The following is an 18,806-nucleotide window of genomic DNA, read 5'->3' on the forward strand; positions in this document are numbered from 1 at the left end:
TCCTAGTTCACCTCTTTTCTAAGCATATGATGAAGTTTATTTAATGCCTTTCGATGAAGATTGGATATATTCTGGGGTGTTGTTTGTAAGCTTTCAGCAATAACTTTTATAGGACTGTCTTTTACATAAATCATTTCTAAAATTTGAAGCTGCTTGTCTGTTAACTTTCTTAATGCTTTAAAAAGCTCTTCATTTTCAATCGTATCTAATAGCCCTTCTTCAATCCTTTCATCTTCCCCTGCACTGTCAGACCCTGATATGCCGTTGTCTACAATTAATAAGTAACGGTTTTGCAATCTTCTCCTTTTTTTATCAAAATCCAAGCTAAAATAATAAATTAAACTGCTGACATATTTTATTTTTCGAACCCTTATATAGTGTGATTGGAAAGTTTCATCAACCATTTTCATATTACAATCGGTTGGATATAAGATAGCATTTTGAACCAAATATAAATTTTTAGCATCAGCCAAAAAACTACTGATAATTGGATTTTTAACCTGCTCTATATTCCTGCGAAAAAACTCTTCTATTTTTTGATGCTCATTACACATTTTCATCACTCCTATAGATCCGCCTTCTTTGATAAATAAAGTGAATATCATATATCTATTATAAACCAAAAACAGAACAAATGTTCTCAAAAATATTTATTCATATTGATTTTATAAAGAGACATTTCACTTTTTGTTGTAAGGCACAACATTAAAGAAGGAGGAAAATGACATGATAACACTCGAAACGATTCAAATATGGGTAAGCCTAATTGGAAATTCTGGTTTCCCTATTGCCATCACCATCTATCTCTTTATACGCTTTGAAAAAAAAATTGAGGATTTAGAAGCAGCCATCATGAAGTTATTAGATAAAAACGAGGATTCATAATAAGAATTTACGGTAGCACCCTTTTTAAAGAGTAAAGTACTGCCGTGTGACTTAAGCGTGCATTTGCATACCATATATGTAAGAACAAATAGTTAGATGGGGGGGAATTTTATGGATCTTATAGTGACCATTTTTCTCATGCTAGATATTCCCTATAATTACTTTCACGATTCATTCCCCATTATGATTGAATACTTGGGGATTCTTGGATTTTGGCTAGCACTCCCATTATCGGTCATTGTTATCTTGCTAAGTATATGGTTACTTATAAAGAAAGTGGGCATTGTTAGCTCTTTACTTATTCTTTTTACGACAGCCATTCTTTTATATTTTGCATTATGTTCATTGTTCCTTTGATACTCTCCATAACCAAATTGAAGCCTTTGAATGTGCATACCTCAAAGGCTTTTTCTTTTTTAGAAATAAAGTACCATATAATCCTCATCAAAATATTGCTGTCCTATTTTTAAGGCATTTCGCTCTGTTCCAAAAACGCGAAAGCCTAACGATGTGTATAAACCTTTTGCTGATTCATTGGAAGAAACAACTGTTAAATTAATCTGCTCGACATCTACTAATGTCTTTGCTTGATTGATCACTTCTACCATTAGTTGCTTTCCTATGCCCAATCCCCGTTTTTTGGGAGAAACATAGACAGCAAAAATGCTCGCTTTGTGCTTGAGCTTCACTTTATTTGCTTGCACTAATGTCGCTACTCCAAGCAAATCCCCCTGGTTAAATGCCCCAATTGTAAATGTTCCCTCCCCTTCGATTCTACTTGCAAACGACTCAAGCGATATATCCTTTTCTTCCTCAAAGCTAGAGCCAAATGCCTCAGGATTCGTTTGTAGTCCTTCCAATCTCAATTCTCGATAAACTTCGGCATCTGCTGCTGTTAAAAGCCTAATATTCATTCTTTTCCCTCCCAAAATACTTTTCATTTTTATCGACCATAATGATGAGCATTTAATGTACATTGTTAACAAATTCCATAAAGTGGGAATGAGGTGAATGGAATCTAACAATATAGCCAAATATTTTTAAACATTACAGGAGCAACGAACCTTACCTACAAGCTACTCATTTATTATCACAGGAAGAACTATGGCGAGAACACATGAGGGAAAAGCTCCATTGGTGAACACTTTTATCACCTCCATTTGATTCAGAAGAGCTACATACAGCAATTGCCCACTATTAATCTTATTCAAGAGATTCAGTTGTTGGCTATTCATGAAAGGCATCACTTTACCATCATTCAAGAAATGACTGTATAAAAAGAAAGGAGGTCTTTGTAGGTTACTTTCCTCAAAGGCTTTTTTATATGTAGTTCATCTATCAATGTTATATTTCCTTCGAAAATTGATAATATATCAATTATTGATACGAATGTCTTTTTTCAATGAAAAGGATAGTTATACATTTAAACACCTTAATATAATTGATATATCTTTCATTTTTATTAAAACCCTCAAACCAATATACATACACTAAACAGAAAAATACGACATTATTCAGCAAATCATGACGCATAATATTGACACGGTGTCATTTTTAAATTAGTATATGCTTATATTCACAAGATTTATAGCAATGACAGAAAGAAGTTGATCTATGAAAGGTATTATCTACACAAAGGGGCTGAAAGAATGGTTAAAAACAATCACAGTATGGAAGACATTATGGAGCGTGAGAAAGGTTTAAATAAGGGGTTAAAAACGAAGCAAATCACGATGATTGCCATAGGAGGTGCGATTGGAACTGGGTTATTTCTTGGCAGTAGTTTAGCAATTGGTCTCGCTGGTCCAAGTGTTATTCTTAGTTACGCTGTAGGAGCTTTGATCGCACTATTATTAATGGGTTGTCTTGCTGAAATGACGGTTGCACATCCTACAACTGGTTCATTCGGTGCTTATGCTGAAAAATATGTAAATTCATGGTCCGGCTTTGCTATTCGATATTCTTATTGGTTTGCATTAATTTGCTCAATTGGTACAGAGGTCACAGCGGTTGCACTTTATATGCGCTACTGGTTCCCAAGTGTACCAAATGCTGTGTGGATTATATTGTTTGCTGCTATACTGCTTTATGTAAACGCTACCACAGTAAAATTATTCGGTGCTGTAGAATATTGGTTCTCGGTTGTTAAAATCGTCGCGATTGTCGGCTTTATTATTTTAGCTACGGTTGTTATTTTTGGAGCAGATAGCTCCTCCAACATTGGTATACAAAACTATTTTAATGATGGAGGCTTTTTCCCACATGGCTTCTGGGGTATGTGGATGGGGATTTTTATCTCATTATTTAGTTACTTAAGTATTGAAATGATTGCAGTAAGTGCTGGGGAGGCTGAGGATCCAAGGAAAGCTGTCCCAATAGCATTAAAATCAGCAGTAATACGTCTAATTTTATTCTATATTGTCACGCTTATCCTGATGCTCATGATTGTTCCTTGGGGAATGGCTGGTGCAGACAAAAGTCCATTCGTTAAAGTAATGGAGATTTTAAATATTCCTGGTGCGGCATCCGTCATGAACTTTGTTGTCCTAATTGCGGCGCTTTCGGCTATGAATAGCCAGCTTTACATTTCAACTCGCATGATGTTCTCACTTTCAAGAGGTGGCTTTGCGCCAAAGAAATTAGGTGAGCTCAACAAAAGACAAGTACCCACGAAGGCATTGTTTGCATCTATTATCGGTATTGTCATTGCGACAGTATTCTCTATTTTTAAGCCAGAATCAGCTTTATCGCTTATGATTTCAATATCAAGCTTTGGTGCAATGTTTGCATGGTTTATGATTTTTATCACCCATTTATTTTTCCGTAAAAAATACAAGGCAAAAGATGGAGAAAAACTGCCAGTACGTATGATTGGTTATCCTTATTTAACAATCCTAGGTGCCGTTTTATTAGCTTCAGTTGTATTATCAACATGGTTTTCTCCTGACTTTAAGGCAACATTACTTGTTGGTTTCCCATGGCTACTCTTCATTTCCATCTGTTATTTTGTTTGGAAAAAAGTAAATGAAGCGAGAAATCGTGTCATTAAAAATGAGCTTGAGGAAGAACATATCATTTAACACAGTTGCTTTACCGTCGACATAGATAAGATACCTCCAAGACAGATAGGGATAAGCTGCCATCTTGGAGGTATTTTTCTGAATTTATTCCTCATTAAAAGCCTGAGTCCCTAACTACCGAACTCAGGCTGTTTAATATTATTAAATCCTTCACTTTTTAGAGTGCTATAATACAAGCTGACCTTTTAGAAGGTCCTCTGCACTTTCATATGGTAGCTGTAATGCTTCAGCAACCTTACTCATCGTAATCTTACCTTGATAAACATTCAAGCCTTTTCGTAATGCTTCGTTTTGTAATAGTGCTTCCTTATAACCATTTGCTGCAATTTGTAGCGCATAAGGCAATGTCACATTTGTTAAAGCCATGGACGATGTTTTTGGCACCGCACCTGGCATATTACCTACTGCATAATGCACAACACCATGCTTTTCGTATGTTGGATGATCGTGTGTTGTCACATGGTCTGCTGTTTCCACAATTCCACCTTGGTCAATAGCTACGTCTACGATAACAGAGGCTGGCTGCATATCCTTAACCATGTCCTCCGTGACGAGTCGTGGCGCTTTAGCACCAGGAATAAGTACTGCACCAATAACCAAGTCAGCTGTTTTGAGTTGTTCTGCAATATTAAAGCTATTCGATATTAACGTTTGAATACTATCACCGAAAATCTCTTCAAGCTGGCGTAGGCGTGCCGGATTAACATCTAGAATGGTTACGTTTGCACCTAACCCTACAGCAATTTTTGCTGCACTATAGCCTACAACTCCACCACCTATAATGGTTACATTGCCCTTTGCTACACCTGGCACGCCACTTAGTAATATGCCTTTACCGCCATTTGTTTTTTCTAAATAATGTGCACCGATTTGCGCAGCCATTCGTCCAGCAACTTCTGACATTGGAGCAAGTAGCGGCAGGCTACCATCTGCAAGTTGGACCGTTTCATAGGCAATGGCCACCACTCCCTTTTCTAATAACGCCTTCGTTAATGCTTCATCGGCTGCTAGATGTAAGTAAGTAAATAATATTTGCCCCTTGTAAAAATAATCGTATTCCGAAGCGATCGGTTCTTTTACTTTCATGACCATTTCTGCAGCCCATGCATCCTTCGCTGTTGGAACAATTGTTGCACCGGACTCCATATATTGCTTATCTGTAAAATTTGAACCAAGACCTGCGTTCGATTCAATTAGCACTGTATGTCCCTCAGCAATTAAAACACTAGCACTTGCAGGCGTTAACGCGACACGATTCTCCATTACTTTTATTTCCTTGGGTACACCAATAATCATCTAATTCCCACCTTTTTTGTTATGCTACGATTTCACGTTCGTTTTTGAATTGCTCATACAACTTTTCATCCATAATGGTCTTTAAAATTTGCACAACTTCATAAACTTCCTCAAATGAGTTGTACAGTGCCACAGGTGCAATACGAATGCCATTTGGTGCTCTAAAATCAGGAACAACTCCCTTTGCCTTCAATGCCTTACAAATACGAGCTGAATCTGAATGTGTAAGATAGACATGACCACCGCGCAAGTCATTGTTCACTGGGCAATTTAATGTAAAGTCGTAATCACCTATATAATAATTGTATAGTTGAATAAAATACTCTGTTAGCTGCATGGATTTCTCACGAATGCGTGTAATTCCTACTTCATTAAAAAGTTCCAGTGCACCTAGTAGTGGTGCTAGGCTTAATAAATGTGGTGTCCCCATTTGGTAGGCACTTACATTTTGGGCCTGTATAAGGCTTGTTTCCATATCAAATTGCTTCGCTTTATCGGAACTGAACCAGCCTGCCAATCCAGGCTTTGTACCAAAATGCTCCTCATGTACAAACAACCCAGCAACTGCACCAGGTCCTCCATTTAGATGTTTATAGTTACACCAGAAGGCAAAGTCTACATCCCAATCATGAAGGGAATGCTCTACAGAACCAACTGAGTGGCAAAGATCAAAGCCTATTAAAATACCACGTTGATGCGCCTCTTTTGTTAACGCTTTCATATCTAGAATTTGACCGCTTCTATATAACACGCCAGGTAGTACAATCAAAGCTACATCTTCTGTCATTGCTGCAACAATATCCTCATGCGTATAATAGTGCCCGTCCTGACTACGTATATATTGAATATGCTCCTCGATATTTTCGTAGTGTAAACCTAGCTGGCTTTGTACAGCATATAAATCTGTTGGAAAGTTTAATTCGTCAATAACAATTTTTGTTTTCTTGCCTGTTGGCTTATAAAATGTTGCAATCATTTGATGCAGGTTAACAGTAGTAGAGCCAGTTGCAATGACTTCCTCTGGTTTCGCACCTACGATCTTTGAAAGCTGAGCACCTACCTGCTCTGATAAAAAGAACCAAGGATGCTCCCCTTGTGTCCATCCATCAATGCCATGCTGCTTCCAAGAATCCAAAAGCTTCAACAAGCTAGCCTCTGCTCTCTTTGATAACAGTCCTAATGAATTCCCATCAAAATAAATTGTGCCTGGTTGAAGATAAAATTGTTCTCTAAATTTTTTTAAATCATCATTTTTGTCTAAAAAAGCTGCGTATTCTCTTGTAGGATTAAATTCCATTATAAACACCTCACTTTTGAAATGATGGTAGCATTGCAATCTATTAACCATCTTATACTCATCTTATCAAAAAGTGACACAGTGTCAATATTTTTAAAAGAAGAATTTTTAAGTTTAAAATCTAATTTTCATCACATTAAACAGAAAAACCTCCAACAAGGGAGGTTAATCTGTATAGAGGCCTTTAATATAAAAGTGTACAATTAATTCTACGTTTTCCTCGATCGAAACATTTTTATCTTGCAAGCAACGCCAAAGGAAGTTCTCATTTATGTGATACCACATATTCGCTACATCTTTAGCATTTAAATGAGGTAAGGCAATATTATTATGTTGTACATATAAAATATCCTTCTCAATATGATCAATAAAATGTTGCTGGACAAGAGACCATTTGTGACGAATTTCCTCTGACACACCAATCGCCTCTTGCACTAGCCTCATCAATTTCTCATTTTCAATACCTTGTTTATTGAACGCTTTTACCTGATATGTAATTTGCTCCCTCGCCTCTTCCTTTGATTTTGGAACAAAACTTAGCTTCGCAATACTGTACATTTTTTCAAGAAGCGAATCAATTATTTCTATTAACAGGGCATCCTTATTAGAAAAATAAACGTATGCTGTGCCATGGCCTACACCAGCTTCTTTAATAATTTGCTTCATTGTTGCTTTCTGAAAGCCCAGTTCAAAAAAAACCTTTTTCCCCGCCTCAATTAATGTCTTGCGTGTTTCATGAGCACGGTCTTGCTTTATCTGACTACGATTCTTCATAATACACCAACTTCCACTTTCTCTATGCCTTTATTATACAAAAGATACACTACTATTACTTTCCGATGTCATTAATGTACGATCAAATGACTACAATCGCTAAAGGAGCATTCGTAAAAACTGTTCAAAATGCACGCCTGCCTCGGGTGGAACTTGCTCCTTCGATGTTGCTTCAATGGCAGCGGCTAAAAATGTCTCCGCTAGCTTCATGGACTCCACTAAATCTTGCCCACGCATCATGCCACCCATTATGATGGATGCGAATAGATCCCCTGTGCCTGAATAGCTTTGACCGTTGTAGTTGCGAATACTATGAAAAGACCGCTTCGCATCGACATACATATTCCCAACATAACGCTTGTCCGCATCTGCTACTGGTGGATTCAAGCCAGTAATAATGACATTGGCTCCAGTTGCCTGCTGTAGATGTTGACCTGCTTCTTCTAGGGCATGAATATAGTCTAAATCATTTTGATAGCTCAGTAGCTTTTCATATGGCAAGCCCGTAAGCAAGCAGCATTCCGTAACATTAGGGGTAATAATGTCCGCACACTTCACTAATTCTTTCATCCGATCAAGTAATTCTCCTGTAAACATTTTATAGACTTCGCCATGATCGCCCATTACTGGATCAACAAGCAATGTCGTCTTATCGGAGTGAAACACATCTAAAAATCGAAAGATATTATCTATTTGCTCCTTTCCTGTGACAAAGCCCGTGTGAATACCGTCAAAGGTAGCCCCTAGCTTGCTCCATTCGTCTACGAAGAAATCCATCTTTGACGTTAAATCTTCACAATAAAAGGTCGAATACCCAGTTTGCGCCGTTAAAATAGCTGTTGGTAGCGGCACGGCTTGCACACCCATCACAGATAGCACTGGCATCGCAGCTGTTAATGAGCATTTCCCAAAGGAAGACATATCCTGAATGACAGCAACTTTTTTCATCATACATTCCACCTTACTAATCCTGCTTATACTCATCTCATCGTATCATAATTAGAAGAATGCGAAAATAACCTCAATCTGACCCCTATTTTTTTTATAAAATTGACACTTTCACAACAGTCAGTCCTTTGTTAAAGTAAAAATCATCAAAATATTCATCATAGTGAGGAAGAGACAAATGCAAAATATACAAAGGCCATCATCCTATACAAAATCACGCACCAAAACATTTGATTTAGTTATTACAGCGATTTTAGCAGCACTTGTTTTCGTTGCTACAATGTTTATCAATCTAAAGCTACCATTTGGTCAAGGTGGGCTTATTCACTTAGGGACATCCATGCTTTTTATTTCTGCCATTTTATTTGGGCCTAAAAAAGGAGCTCTTGCTGGAGCAATTGGAATGGGCTTATTCGATATCGTAGGGGGCTGGTTAATTTGGGCACCTACTACTATTATTTCTCGTGCATTACAGGGCTTCATCGTTGGTAAAATTGCTTGGTCAAAAGGTCATAAAGGCGACAATATTGGATTCAACATTTTAGGTGCAGTAGTATCAATGCCTGTGATGATTGCTGTGTACTATATTGGGCAAGCCATTATGTTTAATAGCTGGGTTGCACCATTGGCATCCATTCCAGGAGACGTCATTCAAAACATCGTTGGTTTAATTATTGCCATCCCTGTTTGTGTAGTGCTAAAAAAAACACCCTATTTCAAAAGGAATTTTTAAATTGAAACACGCCATCTTGCTGTTTAGCCCACAGCTTAGATAGCGTGTTTTTATATTTTGTCAGTATGCCAAACAAATGATTTTACAGATAAAGTGAAACTAGCCTAGTTCTTTTTCATACTATAAGGTGGAGGTGTAAAAATGCCAAGAGTAAAATATCGCGATGCAGACGTTGCTTTAATGGCTAGGATGATGAGAGCTGAGGCTGAGGGTGAAGGAAAACAAGGCATGTTATACGTTGGCAATGTCATTGTAAATCGTGCAGTAGCAACTTGTTTAGATTTTAACGATGTCAGAACTATCGAGCAAGTGATTTACCAGGTACAAGGAGGAAACTTTTCGTTTGAAGCTGTTCAAAAAGGTAATATGTTTTATCAAAGAGCAAGAGAATCCGAAAAAAGATTGGCGAAACAGAACCTAGACTACTGGCGAGATCATCCAGCAAAATACGCACTTTGGTACTTCAATCCATATGCGCCATGTCCCCCAACATGGTACGGCCAACCGTTTACTGGTCAATTTAAGAACCATTGTTTCTACGAGCCTGCACCAGGGACTTGTGAGAGTGTTTATACGGGGTAAGAGGTTACTTGAGCTACGTTAAAAAGTATTTTCATCGCGATTCCGTACCTGTAAGCTTTTCAAAGTGCTGAATAAAAAAAAGCTGAAGGAATAGTGGTTCCTTCAGCCTTTTACTACTGCTTATTTTTTAATCTTTACATATTTGCTATAAACATAGCCCGTTTTATCTTGATAAGCTATTTTATACCAGCCTTGCACTTCACCTAAAATGGCAATTTCAGTATTCTTTGAAATTGTTCCAATTACTTTTCCTGAGTTCGATGGCTTTGAACGTACATTTAAGTGATAGGCCGTAACAATTCCTTTAGGTGATTCTGGTTGAGTAACAACAGGCTTTGATTTGTCTGGAGCTGGCTTACTTGGATCCTCAGGCTTTTCTCCCGGCTTATCTTGTCCCTGTTCAGCCTTAGGATTATTCATTGCTTTTACCAACTTCTGATAAAATTCGCCTGTCGTTTTAACCCCAGCAAATTGGCTTGCATCAACATTTGCTTTTGTTGCTAGCTCTTTTATTTCTTCTTTTGTAATCACATCTTTTACATTAATAGATGCGATATTTGTATATTTTCCATCTTCTGTTGTAGGGATAGCTAAAATGTCTTTATTGATTAATTCAACAACAGCAGCACGAGCTGGCGATTTCGTATCAACTCCAATGATTTTCCAATTATTTTGGATCACTGGCTCATACACACCGTTCATCTCTTCTTTTAAATATCGAATGGCTAGATTACGGATAGTACCTCCTGTTTCTCCATAGGCACTTTCTTCTTTAGAGGACCAGATCATATTGAACTTACGCCCTTCAAGTGCTTGACCTTTTGATACAAGAAAATCCATTCGATAAGAGTTCATACCAAGCTTTAAATTGTCTTCCATCTTAATTGGCGTACCGTCTAATTTGCGTAGATTTTTGATTCTGTTACCTGGCTGCTCCGTTAAATCGATGTCATATTTTACATTTCCGAAATAATCATTCGTACTATATTTAGAGGAACGACGAGTTTTATCAAAACTAATCGTCACATCTCCATCTCGTGTGCTATTAAAATAGCCAACTGCCCATTCCATATAATCTTTTAAATCTTTGCCCGTCACTTCATAAACAGATACTTCTCCACCAGCAAATTGATAATTATAGGCGATATCCTTTTTCTTAATAGGGCCTACATCCAATGAAGCTTTATCATTATCAATTTGATGCGCTACTACATCTGCCTTACTATAATGTAGCATGACCTCATGGAAAAAGTCTGATAAAGGTGTTTCTTGAATGTGTACAGTTGGTATGCCTTTAATTTCATTTTTAGGGACAAGATTTGTTCCTTTAAGCTGTGCTACTTCGATATTAGCATCTTCACGTGCAAACTCATGGTATGGCTTCAACGTTTCTTCTAGTTCTTTATCAGATTGAACGAATGTTCCATCTTCTTTCTTTACTGGAATAGTCGAAGCATCTTTTTCCTTTAGCTCTAATTGTTCGCCTTGGCGAGTAAATGTTAAATCAATACGTGAAATATGTGTTCCATATTTATTTGGCTCTGTTATAAAAACGCCGTTCACATCTTCTTTATTAATAAGAACATGATTATGCCCTGCAAAAATAGCTGCAAGCTCTGGAATAGCATTAGCCATTTCCTTTACGCCTGTCCCAGGAACACCATTTTCATTTTCTAGCCCCATATGCATCAGGCCAATCATAACATCTACCTTACCTTCTAATTCCTTAACGGCCTTTTTAGTTTCTTCTATTGGGTTTTTGATCACTAATCCATCTAAATGATTTGTGCCCTTCTCATACTCTGTAATTAACGGTGTTACCATGCCAATAACGCCGATCTTAACACCTTCACGCTCAATAATTGTATAAGCGGGTAAATAACGTTCTCCATTTTCTTTATAAACGTTCCCAGCAAGTCTTGCTCCATTAAATTGGCTAGAAACTTTATCTAAGACATCCAAACCAAAGTTGAACTCATGATTACCATATGTCCAAGCTTCATAGCCCATTTCATTGACTGCAACCATCATTGGGGATTGTGGCTGATCATTGAATAATTCTGCAGAATTATCCTGTATTAAATCTCCATTTTCCAATAAGATGGTATTCGGATTATCATGACGAATATCTTTAATAATTGTATATAACTGCGTTAAACTTCCTGTGAGATTTGGTCCATCCACCGCATAATCCCAAGGCATAGTGCGGCCATGAATATCTGACGTAGCGAGGAGTGTAATATGTATATCTTTATTTTCCTCTTGTGCATTGACAGGCGTTGGCGTAACGACCATTCCTGTTGCCAGAATCAATACTGCCATACTTAGTATAGATATAACTTGTTTCAATTGATTCATTTCCTAGTTTTCTCCCTTTTAATTCTGAATTTTAAGATTCCTACCCAGTGTAGCATGTATGGTGATGCCTAACCAGGTAAAATCTATCATAAAAGTTATATAATTTCATCGTTTTAACAGATTTTAGCGCGAGTAAGAGGAAAAAAGCTATAGTAAAGGGATATTGAATAAAAGTTCAATATCCCTAATCAGACTTATATCTCATAGAATCCTAGCCATTGTCAATCTGAGCTCTCTCTCGCTTTTCTTTTAATAACAGCACGCCCATCAAGCCGATCACGGAGAATAGGACTGGCGAAACGAAGCCATAGTAATATCCATCACTTACATTCCCTGTGGCAGCTTGAAAATAATCTAAAATATACCCAAAAATAATTGGAAGCAATGCTGCACTTAGAAAGCCCCCTGTATTAGCAAACCCAGAAACGATACCAGATTCAGTAATAGGGAACGTTTGACGAACAGCCGCAAAGGTTAAGGCACTGGCGCCATAGCCAAAGCCAATAATAAAGAACAGTACGATGAGCCCCCAAAATGACGGATGCCCTTTTACTATAAGGAAGGAAAACCAACTCAATAAAACGGTCATTTGAATAGCGATATAGGGTCTTTTAATTGTTCCTAGCCAGCCGGCAACCCCACTCATTAAAGGAGCTCCTAGCAGCGCCCCGATTAGGCCAATCATTATTAGCTGACTAGCCTCTGAACGTGTCATCTCATACATGTCGATGCCGTACGGTACTGCCCACGAACTAATAAAACCAACATAGCCTCCAACAACTCCAAAATGACAAAAAAATAAGGCCCATGCTTGCCTACTTGAAAATATTCTTCTTATTAAAATAGAAGTTTTTTCACGAGTTACTTCCTCAGTGATCACTGCTGGTTTCTCTGGAATGAGACGTTTGGTGTTTTTCACAAGTACAAAATAAAGAAGCACACCACATAACAATAATAATAAGCCCGTTGAAAAAAATGTGATACGCCAACCAAATAAAAGAATCAATGTAGCAAAAGGAACTGTCGCCAATAAAAAACCTAGACTCCCTGTCATACCTGCAAAGCCGATTAAGCGAACAAACTCCTTTTTATGAAACCATTGTGCCAAAATAAGCACCATATTCACCCATATGGTCGCGTCCCCTACCCCTGTTAACATTCTAGAAAAAAACAGCACAAACTCATGTGTACCTAAGCTGTAAAGAATTGTCCCTAATCCTGTAAGCGTAGCACCAAAGATGAGAAAAAAATTCGGTCCAAAGCGATCTGCTAAAATCCCCATAGGAATCTGCAAACTTGTATACACAAAAAATTGGATACTCGTTAATAGCCCGATAGTGGAGGCTGTTACACTAAAATCCCTCATCAATTGGTCTGTAATTAACCCTGGAGCAGTTCGTTGACTTGCCATTAACAAATAGGTAAACAATACAGCAACAAACACAATCCACCTGTACCTATGATGTTGTTTGTCCAATAATCACTACTCCTATTAGCTTTTATTTTATATATATGTAATTTTGATTGTAAGGAAGACCAGCTTTTTCAAGAATAAAACGCACCTAATCGATACTAGGTGCGTTTATCCCTATATTATACGGCGGGCTGAGGCTGTTCACTGACATGTACTGCCGGTTTACGATCTTTCCAAGGCATTGCTTCCTCTAATTGTCTACCTAGCTGTAATAGCGTCAGTTCATCTGCAAATTTACTTGTAAATTGTAGACCAATTGGTAGGCCTGATTTACTTTCGGCTAATGGCAATGATAAGGAAGGCTGACCTGTAGCATTGAATAAGTTTGTAAATGGCGCATACGTGAAAATTTGCTCCGTCCATTCAACAGCTGAAATGCTAGGATTATTGGCATTTAATTCACCAATTTTCGCAGGCAATGTACCGATTGTTGGACTCAATAAGATGTCGTAGTCTTCAAAGAAGCCCGCAACCTGACGCGAAACAACTGCATTAGTATGAATAGCTTCTAATAAATCAGCCGCCTTTAACTGTCCACCATATTCATAGCATTTCCAAATGGCTGCTTCAATATGGTCTGGAGAAACTGCTTTACCCGTCCCCGCTGCTGCACCTTGAATCATTTGATAAATATTCGCTGTCCAAATAGCAACCGTCGCCTTTGTAAATGACGCTTGCTCATATTTCGGACGAGCCTCAACTACTTCGTGTCCTAGGTCCTTTAACACTTGAACTGTTTTATGAACAGCCTCTATGCATTCAGGATCTACAAATGCTCCAGAATTTGTTTCAGTTGTCCATGCAATTTTTAAAGGGCGTACTTTTTCATGGATTAGCTGTCCATATGGTGCATGTGTTACTTCTAATTTGGAGTAGCTTCCTAAATCAGGACCCGCTACTTGATCCAGTAGCACTGCTGTATCGCGAATTGTACGAGTCACAGCGAACTCGATTGCAATACCATTTAAAGGCTCGCTATTGAATGGACCAGCTGGAACTCTTCCTCGTGTAGGCTTTAATCCAACTAACCCACTACAGGAAGCGGGAATACGAATAGAACCACCACCATCATTCGCATGGGCAATTGGTACAATACCACTCGCAACAGCTGCTGCCGACCCACCACTTGAACCACCTGGACTATGCTGTAAATTCCACGGATTACGCGTTGCACCATAAATAACTGCTTCAGTAGCTGCATTATAGCCAAACTCAGGTGTAGTCGTAGTACCTGCTAAAATCAAACCAGCCTTTCTAAAGCGCGCCATTAATTCACTATCAACAGGCATAACTGTATTTTCCCCTATACGACTCCCCATACTATGCGGGACACCCTCTGCATGTAACACAAGCTCTTTAATTAAAAACGGAACACCTGCAAACGGAGCGTTTTCATCAACCTTCTCAATGGCTTTATCAGCCTGCTCTTCTAACACACTAACTACCGCATTAATGGATGGGTTTACTTTCTTTATCCCTTCTAACGCTAGCTTTTTTAGCTCCTGTGGTGTTACTTTCTTTGATTTAACTAGTTCGGCTAACCCCAAGCCATCATATGATGCATACTCTTGTAAATTCATATCATCACCTCGTATAGTAGTAATCTTACAACTATAATGTACTGAATATTCTAAGTATTTAACATTACCCGAAAGGATAATTCTCCTCAAAGTAGAATATAAAAGCATAAGAGAGAAACGAGGTGTTTTCATGTTTTACGAAAATGATGTAGAAAACATTCTTAAAGCTAGCTATCATATTTCAAATATGAATGTTAAACAAAGTAATGAAGGCTTTAAAAGAGAACTGTTGCAAACGTTAAGTCAGCATCTCGACTATCACCATATGCTTTTTTGGGAACTATCAAATAACGAATTAAGTGCCCCAGTGCTTTTTAATATAGAAGGTCATACGATTAATGATTACTTACAAAGCTATAAACACCTTGATCCATTACACCCTCAAAATATAAATTCACAGCATTCCATTCACCTAATGACCAAGAATGAAATTATGTGCCCACAAAAACAAACACACTATAAAGAAGTCTTTTTAAAAGAAAATCGCTATGAAGATGAAATGGCTATGTATTTAAAGGTAGACAATAAACCCGTAGCAGTTATCGGCTTTTTAAGAAAATTGGGCGAGAAGCTATTTAATGAAAAAGATATGTTAAAGCTAGTATATTTGAAAAGAAATATCGAAAACATGTACTCCCTACATCACTATTCACAGCCCTCTATCCTATTTGAAATGACAGAACGAGAACGTGACGTGTTGAATTTTGTTTTCAAAGGCTTAAAAAACGGAGAAATCGCCCAACAATTATTCGTCAGCGAAAATACCATCAAAAAACACCTTCAAAACCTCTATAGAAAGTTTCAAGTAACCAATCGTACCCAGCTGCTTGCCAAGTGTTTGAAGTATATTGACCATGTTTAATAGGTTCCTTCATAGAATTCAAAGGTAGTGTAAATTGGTTCAAATATGCTTCTACGCCTTCATATTGGATTTTATTACCCTAACGAACGATTGATTTAACAGCTTCCAACTTTTCCTCCGTAGAAAAAACTGCATCACCAATTAGTAGAGTGTGTCAAACAATTGGTGTGCAGTTCTGATTTTGACTCTATCTATAGGGGAGAAGGTCCCTCCCCATATCCTTTTTCTTAATTACTTTGCACTTTATACACTTTACTATCAAGCTGTCTATTCATTGCCTGCTGTAAAAATCGTGTAGCGGTAAACAATTTTTCTTCATCAATATTCGTTTGCACGCCTAAACGGTGCAGGAAATTCACTAAATCATTCGTTGCCACATTGCCGCTTGCACCAGGGGCATAGGGGCACCCCCCTAAACCTCCAATAGCACTGTCGTATTTTGTAATGCCCAGCTCAAGTGCTGCAAATATATTTGCTAAAGCGCGGCCATACGTATCATGAAAATGAAGGGCAAACAAATCACGGTCATATTGGGTGAGCAGCTCTGATAAAATAGCTTTCACTTGTACAGGGTCAGCTACACCAATTGTATCGCCGAGTGAAATTTCAGAAACGCCCATTGCTAGATAGGCATCAATGATTTCCTTCACGGTTTGAAGCTTTACTTCATCACCAAACGGACTGCCAAATACAGTTGAAATATAACCTCTTAACGATATACCTTCACGATTTGCTACTTCAGCTACAGCTTTTAAGTTCTGCAAAGATTGGTTGATTGAAGCGTTTACATTACTTTGATTATGCTCTTCAGAAGCAGAAATAAATAAAGCAATTTCATCAACTTTTTGTTGGATGGCTCCTTCTATCCCTTTCAAATTAGGCACAAGAGCTGTATACGTTATGTTTTCATGACGTGTGATTTGCTCGAATACTTCATGATGATCGGCTAAAGCCGGTATCCACTTGGGACTAACAAAAGAGGATACTTCGATATGGCGGACACCTGTTTCACTTATTAAGTTAATCCATTGCACCTTCAAATCAGTTGGAATAAAAATTTTCTCATTTTGTAAGCCGTCACGCGGACTTACTTCTCTAATCTCCACTGCTTTTGGTAAGTTCATCAAGATACACTTCCTTTAATTAAATGCCGAACAGCTGTAGCATAATCCAGCTTGATGCGTAGAATACCATGAATTGCACACCGGCCCCTACACCTAAAATACGATTTAATAAACCACCAACAGTTGCGACTGTAAACGTTAAAACTACTCCTAATAATTGTGCCTCGTTATAAGCAAGCAAGAACGCTAAACCTATGAACATCGCTACAATTGCTTCCTGGCTGATATATTTTAATACTAATACAGACGCTTTACGTGCATAATTCATCGCAAATGGATAGGCAATTAAAGCAGCTACACTTATACCAATTAACCCAAAAATAAAAAAGTCCCAAGAAGACATTAATGTGTGTAAGTTGTTTACTGGATCTACTGTAAAAATTGGGGGTGCATTAAACAATGGTGATGCTGGTCCAAGTGCTACTGGGCTTAACGGAATACCGAATGCAATTAATGGAATAATCGCTTCAGCAATATAAGTCGATTCCGTTACACCATTCATGACAGTAAGACTCGTTGTTGATTTTTTATAGGCACCTTTTGTGCGGGAGCCTACAATTTCTCCCATCAATGACGTCATCCCTACAGGACTAAAAACAAATGTAAGGGAGGAAAGAAACGTTGTAATGCTCGTAAAAATGGTCTGCCTTTTCGATAAAATTTTAAATGGATTCGGGAAATAGCCTTTCCAAGACTTCGTTTCGGGAGCAAGATTGTATTGATTTGGCTTACTGCGAGCTAGATCATTTTTAGCAACAGAAGAAGCCGCCATTAAAATATTACAAAACATCGGTCCAATCGCAATTCCTAAAAAGAATGTAATACTTAAATGTTTATCAAGCATCGCAAAGCTAACGCTATCTAAAGCCTTTATGAAAAATGCAAATGGAATAATAATTAAAATACTTGCCCATTTTCCCTTTGAAAAGAATGCGATTAAAATAGCGGCAAGTGTAAAAATAATGCCTGATGAAGATTTAAAAAAATCGGCGAATTGACCTAAAAACTGACCTAAAAGTACAGCTGTTGGTAGGGCGATAAATGCACCGATGACGCCGCCGGAAATCATTTTACGTAGTGCGACGTGCGGCATCCCTAAACGGCGTAATGTATTGGCATGGTCGATTAACGGTACAGCTGTTGTATCCCCAGGAATACCTAATAACGCAGTTGGTACAGCATGTGTTAAGTGCTTTGCTAACACCCCCGCCATGAAAAAGGCGAATACCCCTTCAGGAGGCGCTCCTAGCAAAATAACTAACAATGTAATTGGTACCATAATTGCTGTTTCATCTGTACCCGAAATAAGTCCAATTATAGTAAAGATAGCTGCACCAAGAAGTGCAAATAAAAGAGCTATTAAATAAATACTCATTTTTTATCCGCTCCTTTCAAGCCTTGTAAGCTAGAAAGAATACCAAAATCCTCAAGCTCCTTTTTTGTCACTGGATCTTCCTCGATTAAACGTATTTCCTCGTCTATATCAATTTGTAAATCCTCAAATGCTTCCTTTAAAGAATGACTAGATGCTTCATCCTCTACTAAAATACGCTTTGGTTTAAAAAGAATCGTATTAATAGCAACAACAATCAGAATTCCCGTGATTCCTGTTAACAGTGAATAAGAGTTAATCATTTGAGGGTCTGCAAACTTCGGAAAAACCCACTGGCCAAACTGATAGCCTAAAAAGCTTGCAGCAACGCTTAAAATAATTGAAATAATTAATTGATTACCAGAAACCGTGTCTCCTAAAATTTCAATAAACTTCTTTTCCTCTACCTTTTTTTGCTCATTGTATGGAGTATTCGCCATG

General features: G+C 37.9%; 18 protein-coding genes. 6 read left to right on the forward strand and 12 right to left on the reverse strand.

Annotation, left to right across the window (positions count from 1 at the left end; translation table 11 throughout):
- Positions 1-2: 2 nt before the first annotated feature.
- A complete protein-coding gene (locus tag OU989_RS17930) occupies positions 3-554 on the reverse strand; it encodes a sigma-70 family RNA polymerase sigma factor (RefSeq protein WP_274794318.1) in 552 nt (183 codons plus the stop codon).
- Positions 555-726: 172 nt separating this feature from the next.
- Here OU989_RS17930 and OU989_RS17935 point away from each other — a divergent pair, with 172 nt between their 5' ends.
- Positions 727-885 (forward strand): YvrJ family protein, encoded by a 159-nt coding sequence (locus OU989_RS17935; RefSeq protein WP_274794319.1) that lies wholly within the window; start codon positions 727-729, stop codon positions 883-885.
- A 111-nt stretch (positions 886-996) separates the two neighbouring features.
- Complete coding sequence (locus OU989_RS17940; RefSeq protein ID WP_274794320.1) at positions 997-1,242, forward strand: hypothetical protein; 246 nt, start codon at positions 997-999, stop codon at positions 1,240-1,242.
- A gap of 59 nt (positions 1,243-1,301) precedes the next feature.
- On the opposite strand, the gene OU989_RS17945 is transcribed toward OU989_RS17940, so the two are convergent.
- A complete protein-coding gene (locus OU989_RS17945) occupies positions 1,302-1,799 on the reverse strand; it encodes a GNAT family N-acetyltransferase (protein ID WP_274794321.1) in 498 nt (165 codons plus the stop codon).
- A gap of 735 nt (positions 1,800-2,534) precedes the next feature.
- Between OU989_RS17945 and OU989_RS17950 the strand changes: the two genes are divergently transcribed.
- Entirely contained in the window at positions 2,535-3,965 is a 1,431-nt protein-coding gene (locus tag OU989_RS17950; protein WP_274794322.1) for an amino acid permease, read from the forward strand.
- Positions 3,966-4,130: 165 nt separating this feature from the next.
- Here OU989_RS17950 and ald read toward each other — a convergent pair whose 3' ends face one another.
- From ald to OU989_RS17970, 4 genes are all read right to left on the reverse strand, one after another.
- A complete protein-coding gene (gene ald / locus OU989_RS17955) occupies positions 4,131-5,261 on the reverse strand; it encodes an alanine dehydrogenase (RefSeq protein WP_274794323.1) in 1,131 nt (376 codons plus the stop codon).
- A 19-nt stretch (positions 5,262-5,280) separates the two neighbouring features.
- A complete protein-coding gene (gene kynU, locus OU989_RS17960; RefSeq protein ID WP_274797375.1) occupies positions 5,281-6,567 on the reverse strand; it encodes a kynureninase in 1,287 nt (428 codons plus the stop codon).
- 156 nt (positions 6,568-6,723) lie between these two features.
- Entirely contained in the window at positions 6,724-7,332 is a 609-nt protein-coding gene (locus OU989_RS17965; protein ID WP_274794324.1) for a TetR/AcrR family transcriptional regulator, read from the reverse strand.
- A 99-nt stretch (positions 7,333-7,431) separates the two neighbouring features.
- Positions 7,432-8,280, reverse strand: a complete 849-nt coding sequence (locus OU989_RS17970; protein WP_274797376.1) for a pyridoxamine kinase — start codon at positions 8,278-8,280, stop codon at positions 7,432-7,434.
- Between the two features lie 178 nt (positions 8,281-8,458).
- On the opposite strand from OU989_RS17970, the gene OU989_RS17975 reads away from it, so the two are divergent.
- Positions 8,459-9,013, forward strand: coding sequence for an ECF transporter S component (locus tag OU989_RS17975; RefSeq protein ID WP_274794325.1), 555 nt, complete (start codon positions 8,459-8,461; stop codon positions 9,011-9,013).
- A 141-nt stretch (positions 9,014-9,154) separates the two neighbouring features.
- Positions 9,155-9,595 carry a cell wall hydrolase gene (locus tag OU989_RS17980; RefSeq protein WP_274794326.1) on the forward strand — a complete coding sequence of 147 codons (441 nt, stop codon included), beginning with the start codon at positions 9,155-9,157 and terminating at the stop codon, positions 9,593-9,595.
- Between the two features lie 120 nt (positions 9,596-9,715).
- Here the strand turns inward: OU989_RS17980 and OU989_RS17985 are convergent, their stop codons facing one another.
- The 3 genes from OU989_RS17985 to OU989_RS17995 all read right to left on the reverse strand — a co-directional run bounded on the left by OU989_RS17985 (position 9,716) and on the right by OU989_RS17995 (position 15,007).
- A complete protein-coding gene (locus OU989_RS17985) occupies positions 9,716-11,890 on the reverse strand; it encodes a 5'-nucleotidase C-terminal domain-containing protein (RefSeq protein WP_404809740.1) in 2,175 nt (724 codons plus the stop codon).
- 274 nt (positions 11,891-12,164) lie between these two features.
- Positions 12,165-13,430 (reverse strand): MFS transporter, encoded by a 1,266-nt coding sequence (locus OU989_RS17990; protein ID WP_274794328.1) that lies wholly within the window; start codon positions 13,428-13,430, stop codon positions 12,165-12,167.
- A 116-nt stretch (positions 13,431-13,546) separates the two neighbouring features.
- Positions 13,547-15,007, reverse strand: coding sequence for an amidase (locus OU989_RS17995; protein ID WP_274794329.1), 1,461 nt, complete (start codon positions 15,005-15,007; stop codon positions 13,547-13,549).
- Between the two features lie 130 nt (positions 15,008-15,137).
- Between OU989_RS17995 and OU989_RS18000 the strand changes: the two genes are divergently transcribed.
- Positions 15,138-15,869: a response regulator transcription factor gene (locus OU989_RS18000; RefSeq protein ID WP_274794330.1), complete on the forward strand. Its 732-nt coding sequence runs from the start codon at positions 15,138-15,140 to the stop codon at positions 15,867-15,869.
- A 227-nt stretch (positions 15,870-16,096) separates the two neighbouring features.
- On the opposite strand, the gene OU989_RS18005 is transcribed toward OU989_RS18000, so the two are convergent.
- From OU989_RS18005 to OU989_RS18015, 3 genes are read right to left on the reverse strand one after another with little or no spacing between them, the layout of a single operon-like run.
- Positions 16,097-16,993 carry a hydroxymethylglutaryl-CoA lyase gene (locus OU989_RS18005; protein ID WP_274794331.1) on the reverse strand — a complete coding sequence of 299 codons (897 nt, stop codon included), beginning with the start codon at positions 16,991-16,993 and terminating at the stop codon, positions 16,097-16,099.
- 19 nt (positions 16,994-17,012) lie between these two features.
- Positions 17,013-18,368: a tripartite tricarboxylate transporter permease gene (locus tag OU989_RS18010; RefSeq protein ID WP_016995237.1), complete on the reverse strand. Its 1,356-nt coding sequence runs from the start codon at positions 18,366-18,368 to the stop codon at positions 17,013-17,015.
- On the reverse strand, positions 18,365-18,805 hold the full coding sequence (locus OU989_RS18015; RefSeq protein WP_274794332.1) for a hypothetical protein: 441 nt from the start codon (positions 18,803-18,805) through the stop codon (positions 18,365-18,367). The genes OU989_RS18010 and OU989_RS18015 overlap by 4 nt, the downstream gene beginning before the upstream one ends.
- Position 18,806: the final 1 nt, after the last annotated feature.

This window comes from Lysinibacillus irui (assembly GCF_028877475.1).
Lineage (GTDB): Bacteria > Bacillota > Bacilli > Bacillales_A > Planococcaceae > Lysinibacillus > Lysinibacillus irui.

Coding starts and splice junctions, on each gene's coding strand:
- OU989_RS17965 (WP_274794324.1), bottom strand. CDS start 7,332: ATGAAGAATCGTAGTCAGATAAAGCAAGACCGTGCTCATGAAACACGC.
- OU989_RS17975 (WP_274794325.1), top strand. CDS start 8,459: ATGCAAAATATACAAAGGCCATCATCCTATACAAAATCACGCACCAAA.
- OU989_RS17930 (WP_274794318.1), bottom strand. CDS start 554: ATGTGTAATGAGCATCAAAAAATAGAAGAGTTTTTTCGCAGGAATATA.
- OU989_RS18010 (WP_016995237.1), bottom strand. CDS start 18,368: ATGAGTATTTATTTAATAGCTCTTTTATTTGCACTTCTTGGTGCAGCT.
- OU989_RS17935 (WP_274794319.1), top strand. CDS start 727: ATGATAACACTCGAAACGATTCAAATATGGGTAAGCCTAATTGGAAAT.
- ald (WP_274794323.1), bottom strand. CDS start 5,261: ATGATTATTGGTGTACCCAAGGAAATAAAAGTAATGGAGAATCGTGTC.
- OU989_RS17940 (WP_274794320.1), top strand. CDS start 997: ATGGATCTTATAGTGACCATTTTTCTCATGCTAGATATTCCCTATAAT.
- OU989_RS18015 (WP_274794332.1), bottom strand. CDS start 18,805: ATGGCGAATACTCCATACAATGAGCAAAAAAAGGTAGAGGAAAAGAAG.
- OU989_RS17985 (WP_404809740.1), bottom strand. CDS start 11,890: ATGGTCGTTACGCCAACGCCTGTCAATGCACAAGAGGAAAATAAAGAT.
- OU989_RS17970 (WP_274797376.1), bottom strand. CDS start 8,280: ATGAAAAAAGTTGCTGTCATTCAGGATATGTCTTCCTTTGGGAAATGC.
- OU989_RS17995 (WP_274794329.1), bottom strand. CDS start 15,007: ATGAATTTACAAGAGTATGCATCATATGATGGCTTGGGGTTAGCCGAA.
- OU989_RS18000 (WP_274794330.1), top strand. CDS start 15,138: ATGTTTTACGAAAATGATGTAGAAAACATTCTTAAAGCTAGCTATCAT.
- OU989_RS18005 (WP_274794331.1), bottom strand. CDS start 16,993: ATGAACTTACCAAAAGCAGTGGAGATTAGAGAAGTAAGTCCGCGTGAC.
- OU989_RS17945 (WP_274794321.1), bottom strand. CDS start 1,799: ATGAATATTAGGCTTTTAACAGCAGCAGATGCCGAAGTTTATCGAGAA.
- OU989_RS17980 (WP_274794326.1), top strand. CDS start 9,155: ATGCCAAGAGTAAAATATCGCGATGCAGACGTTGCTTTAATGGCTAGG.
- OU989_RS17950 (WP_274794322.1), top strand. CDS start 2,535: ATGGTTAAAAACAATCACAGTATGGAAGACATTATGGAGCGTGAGAAA.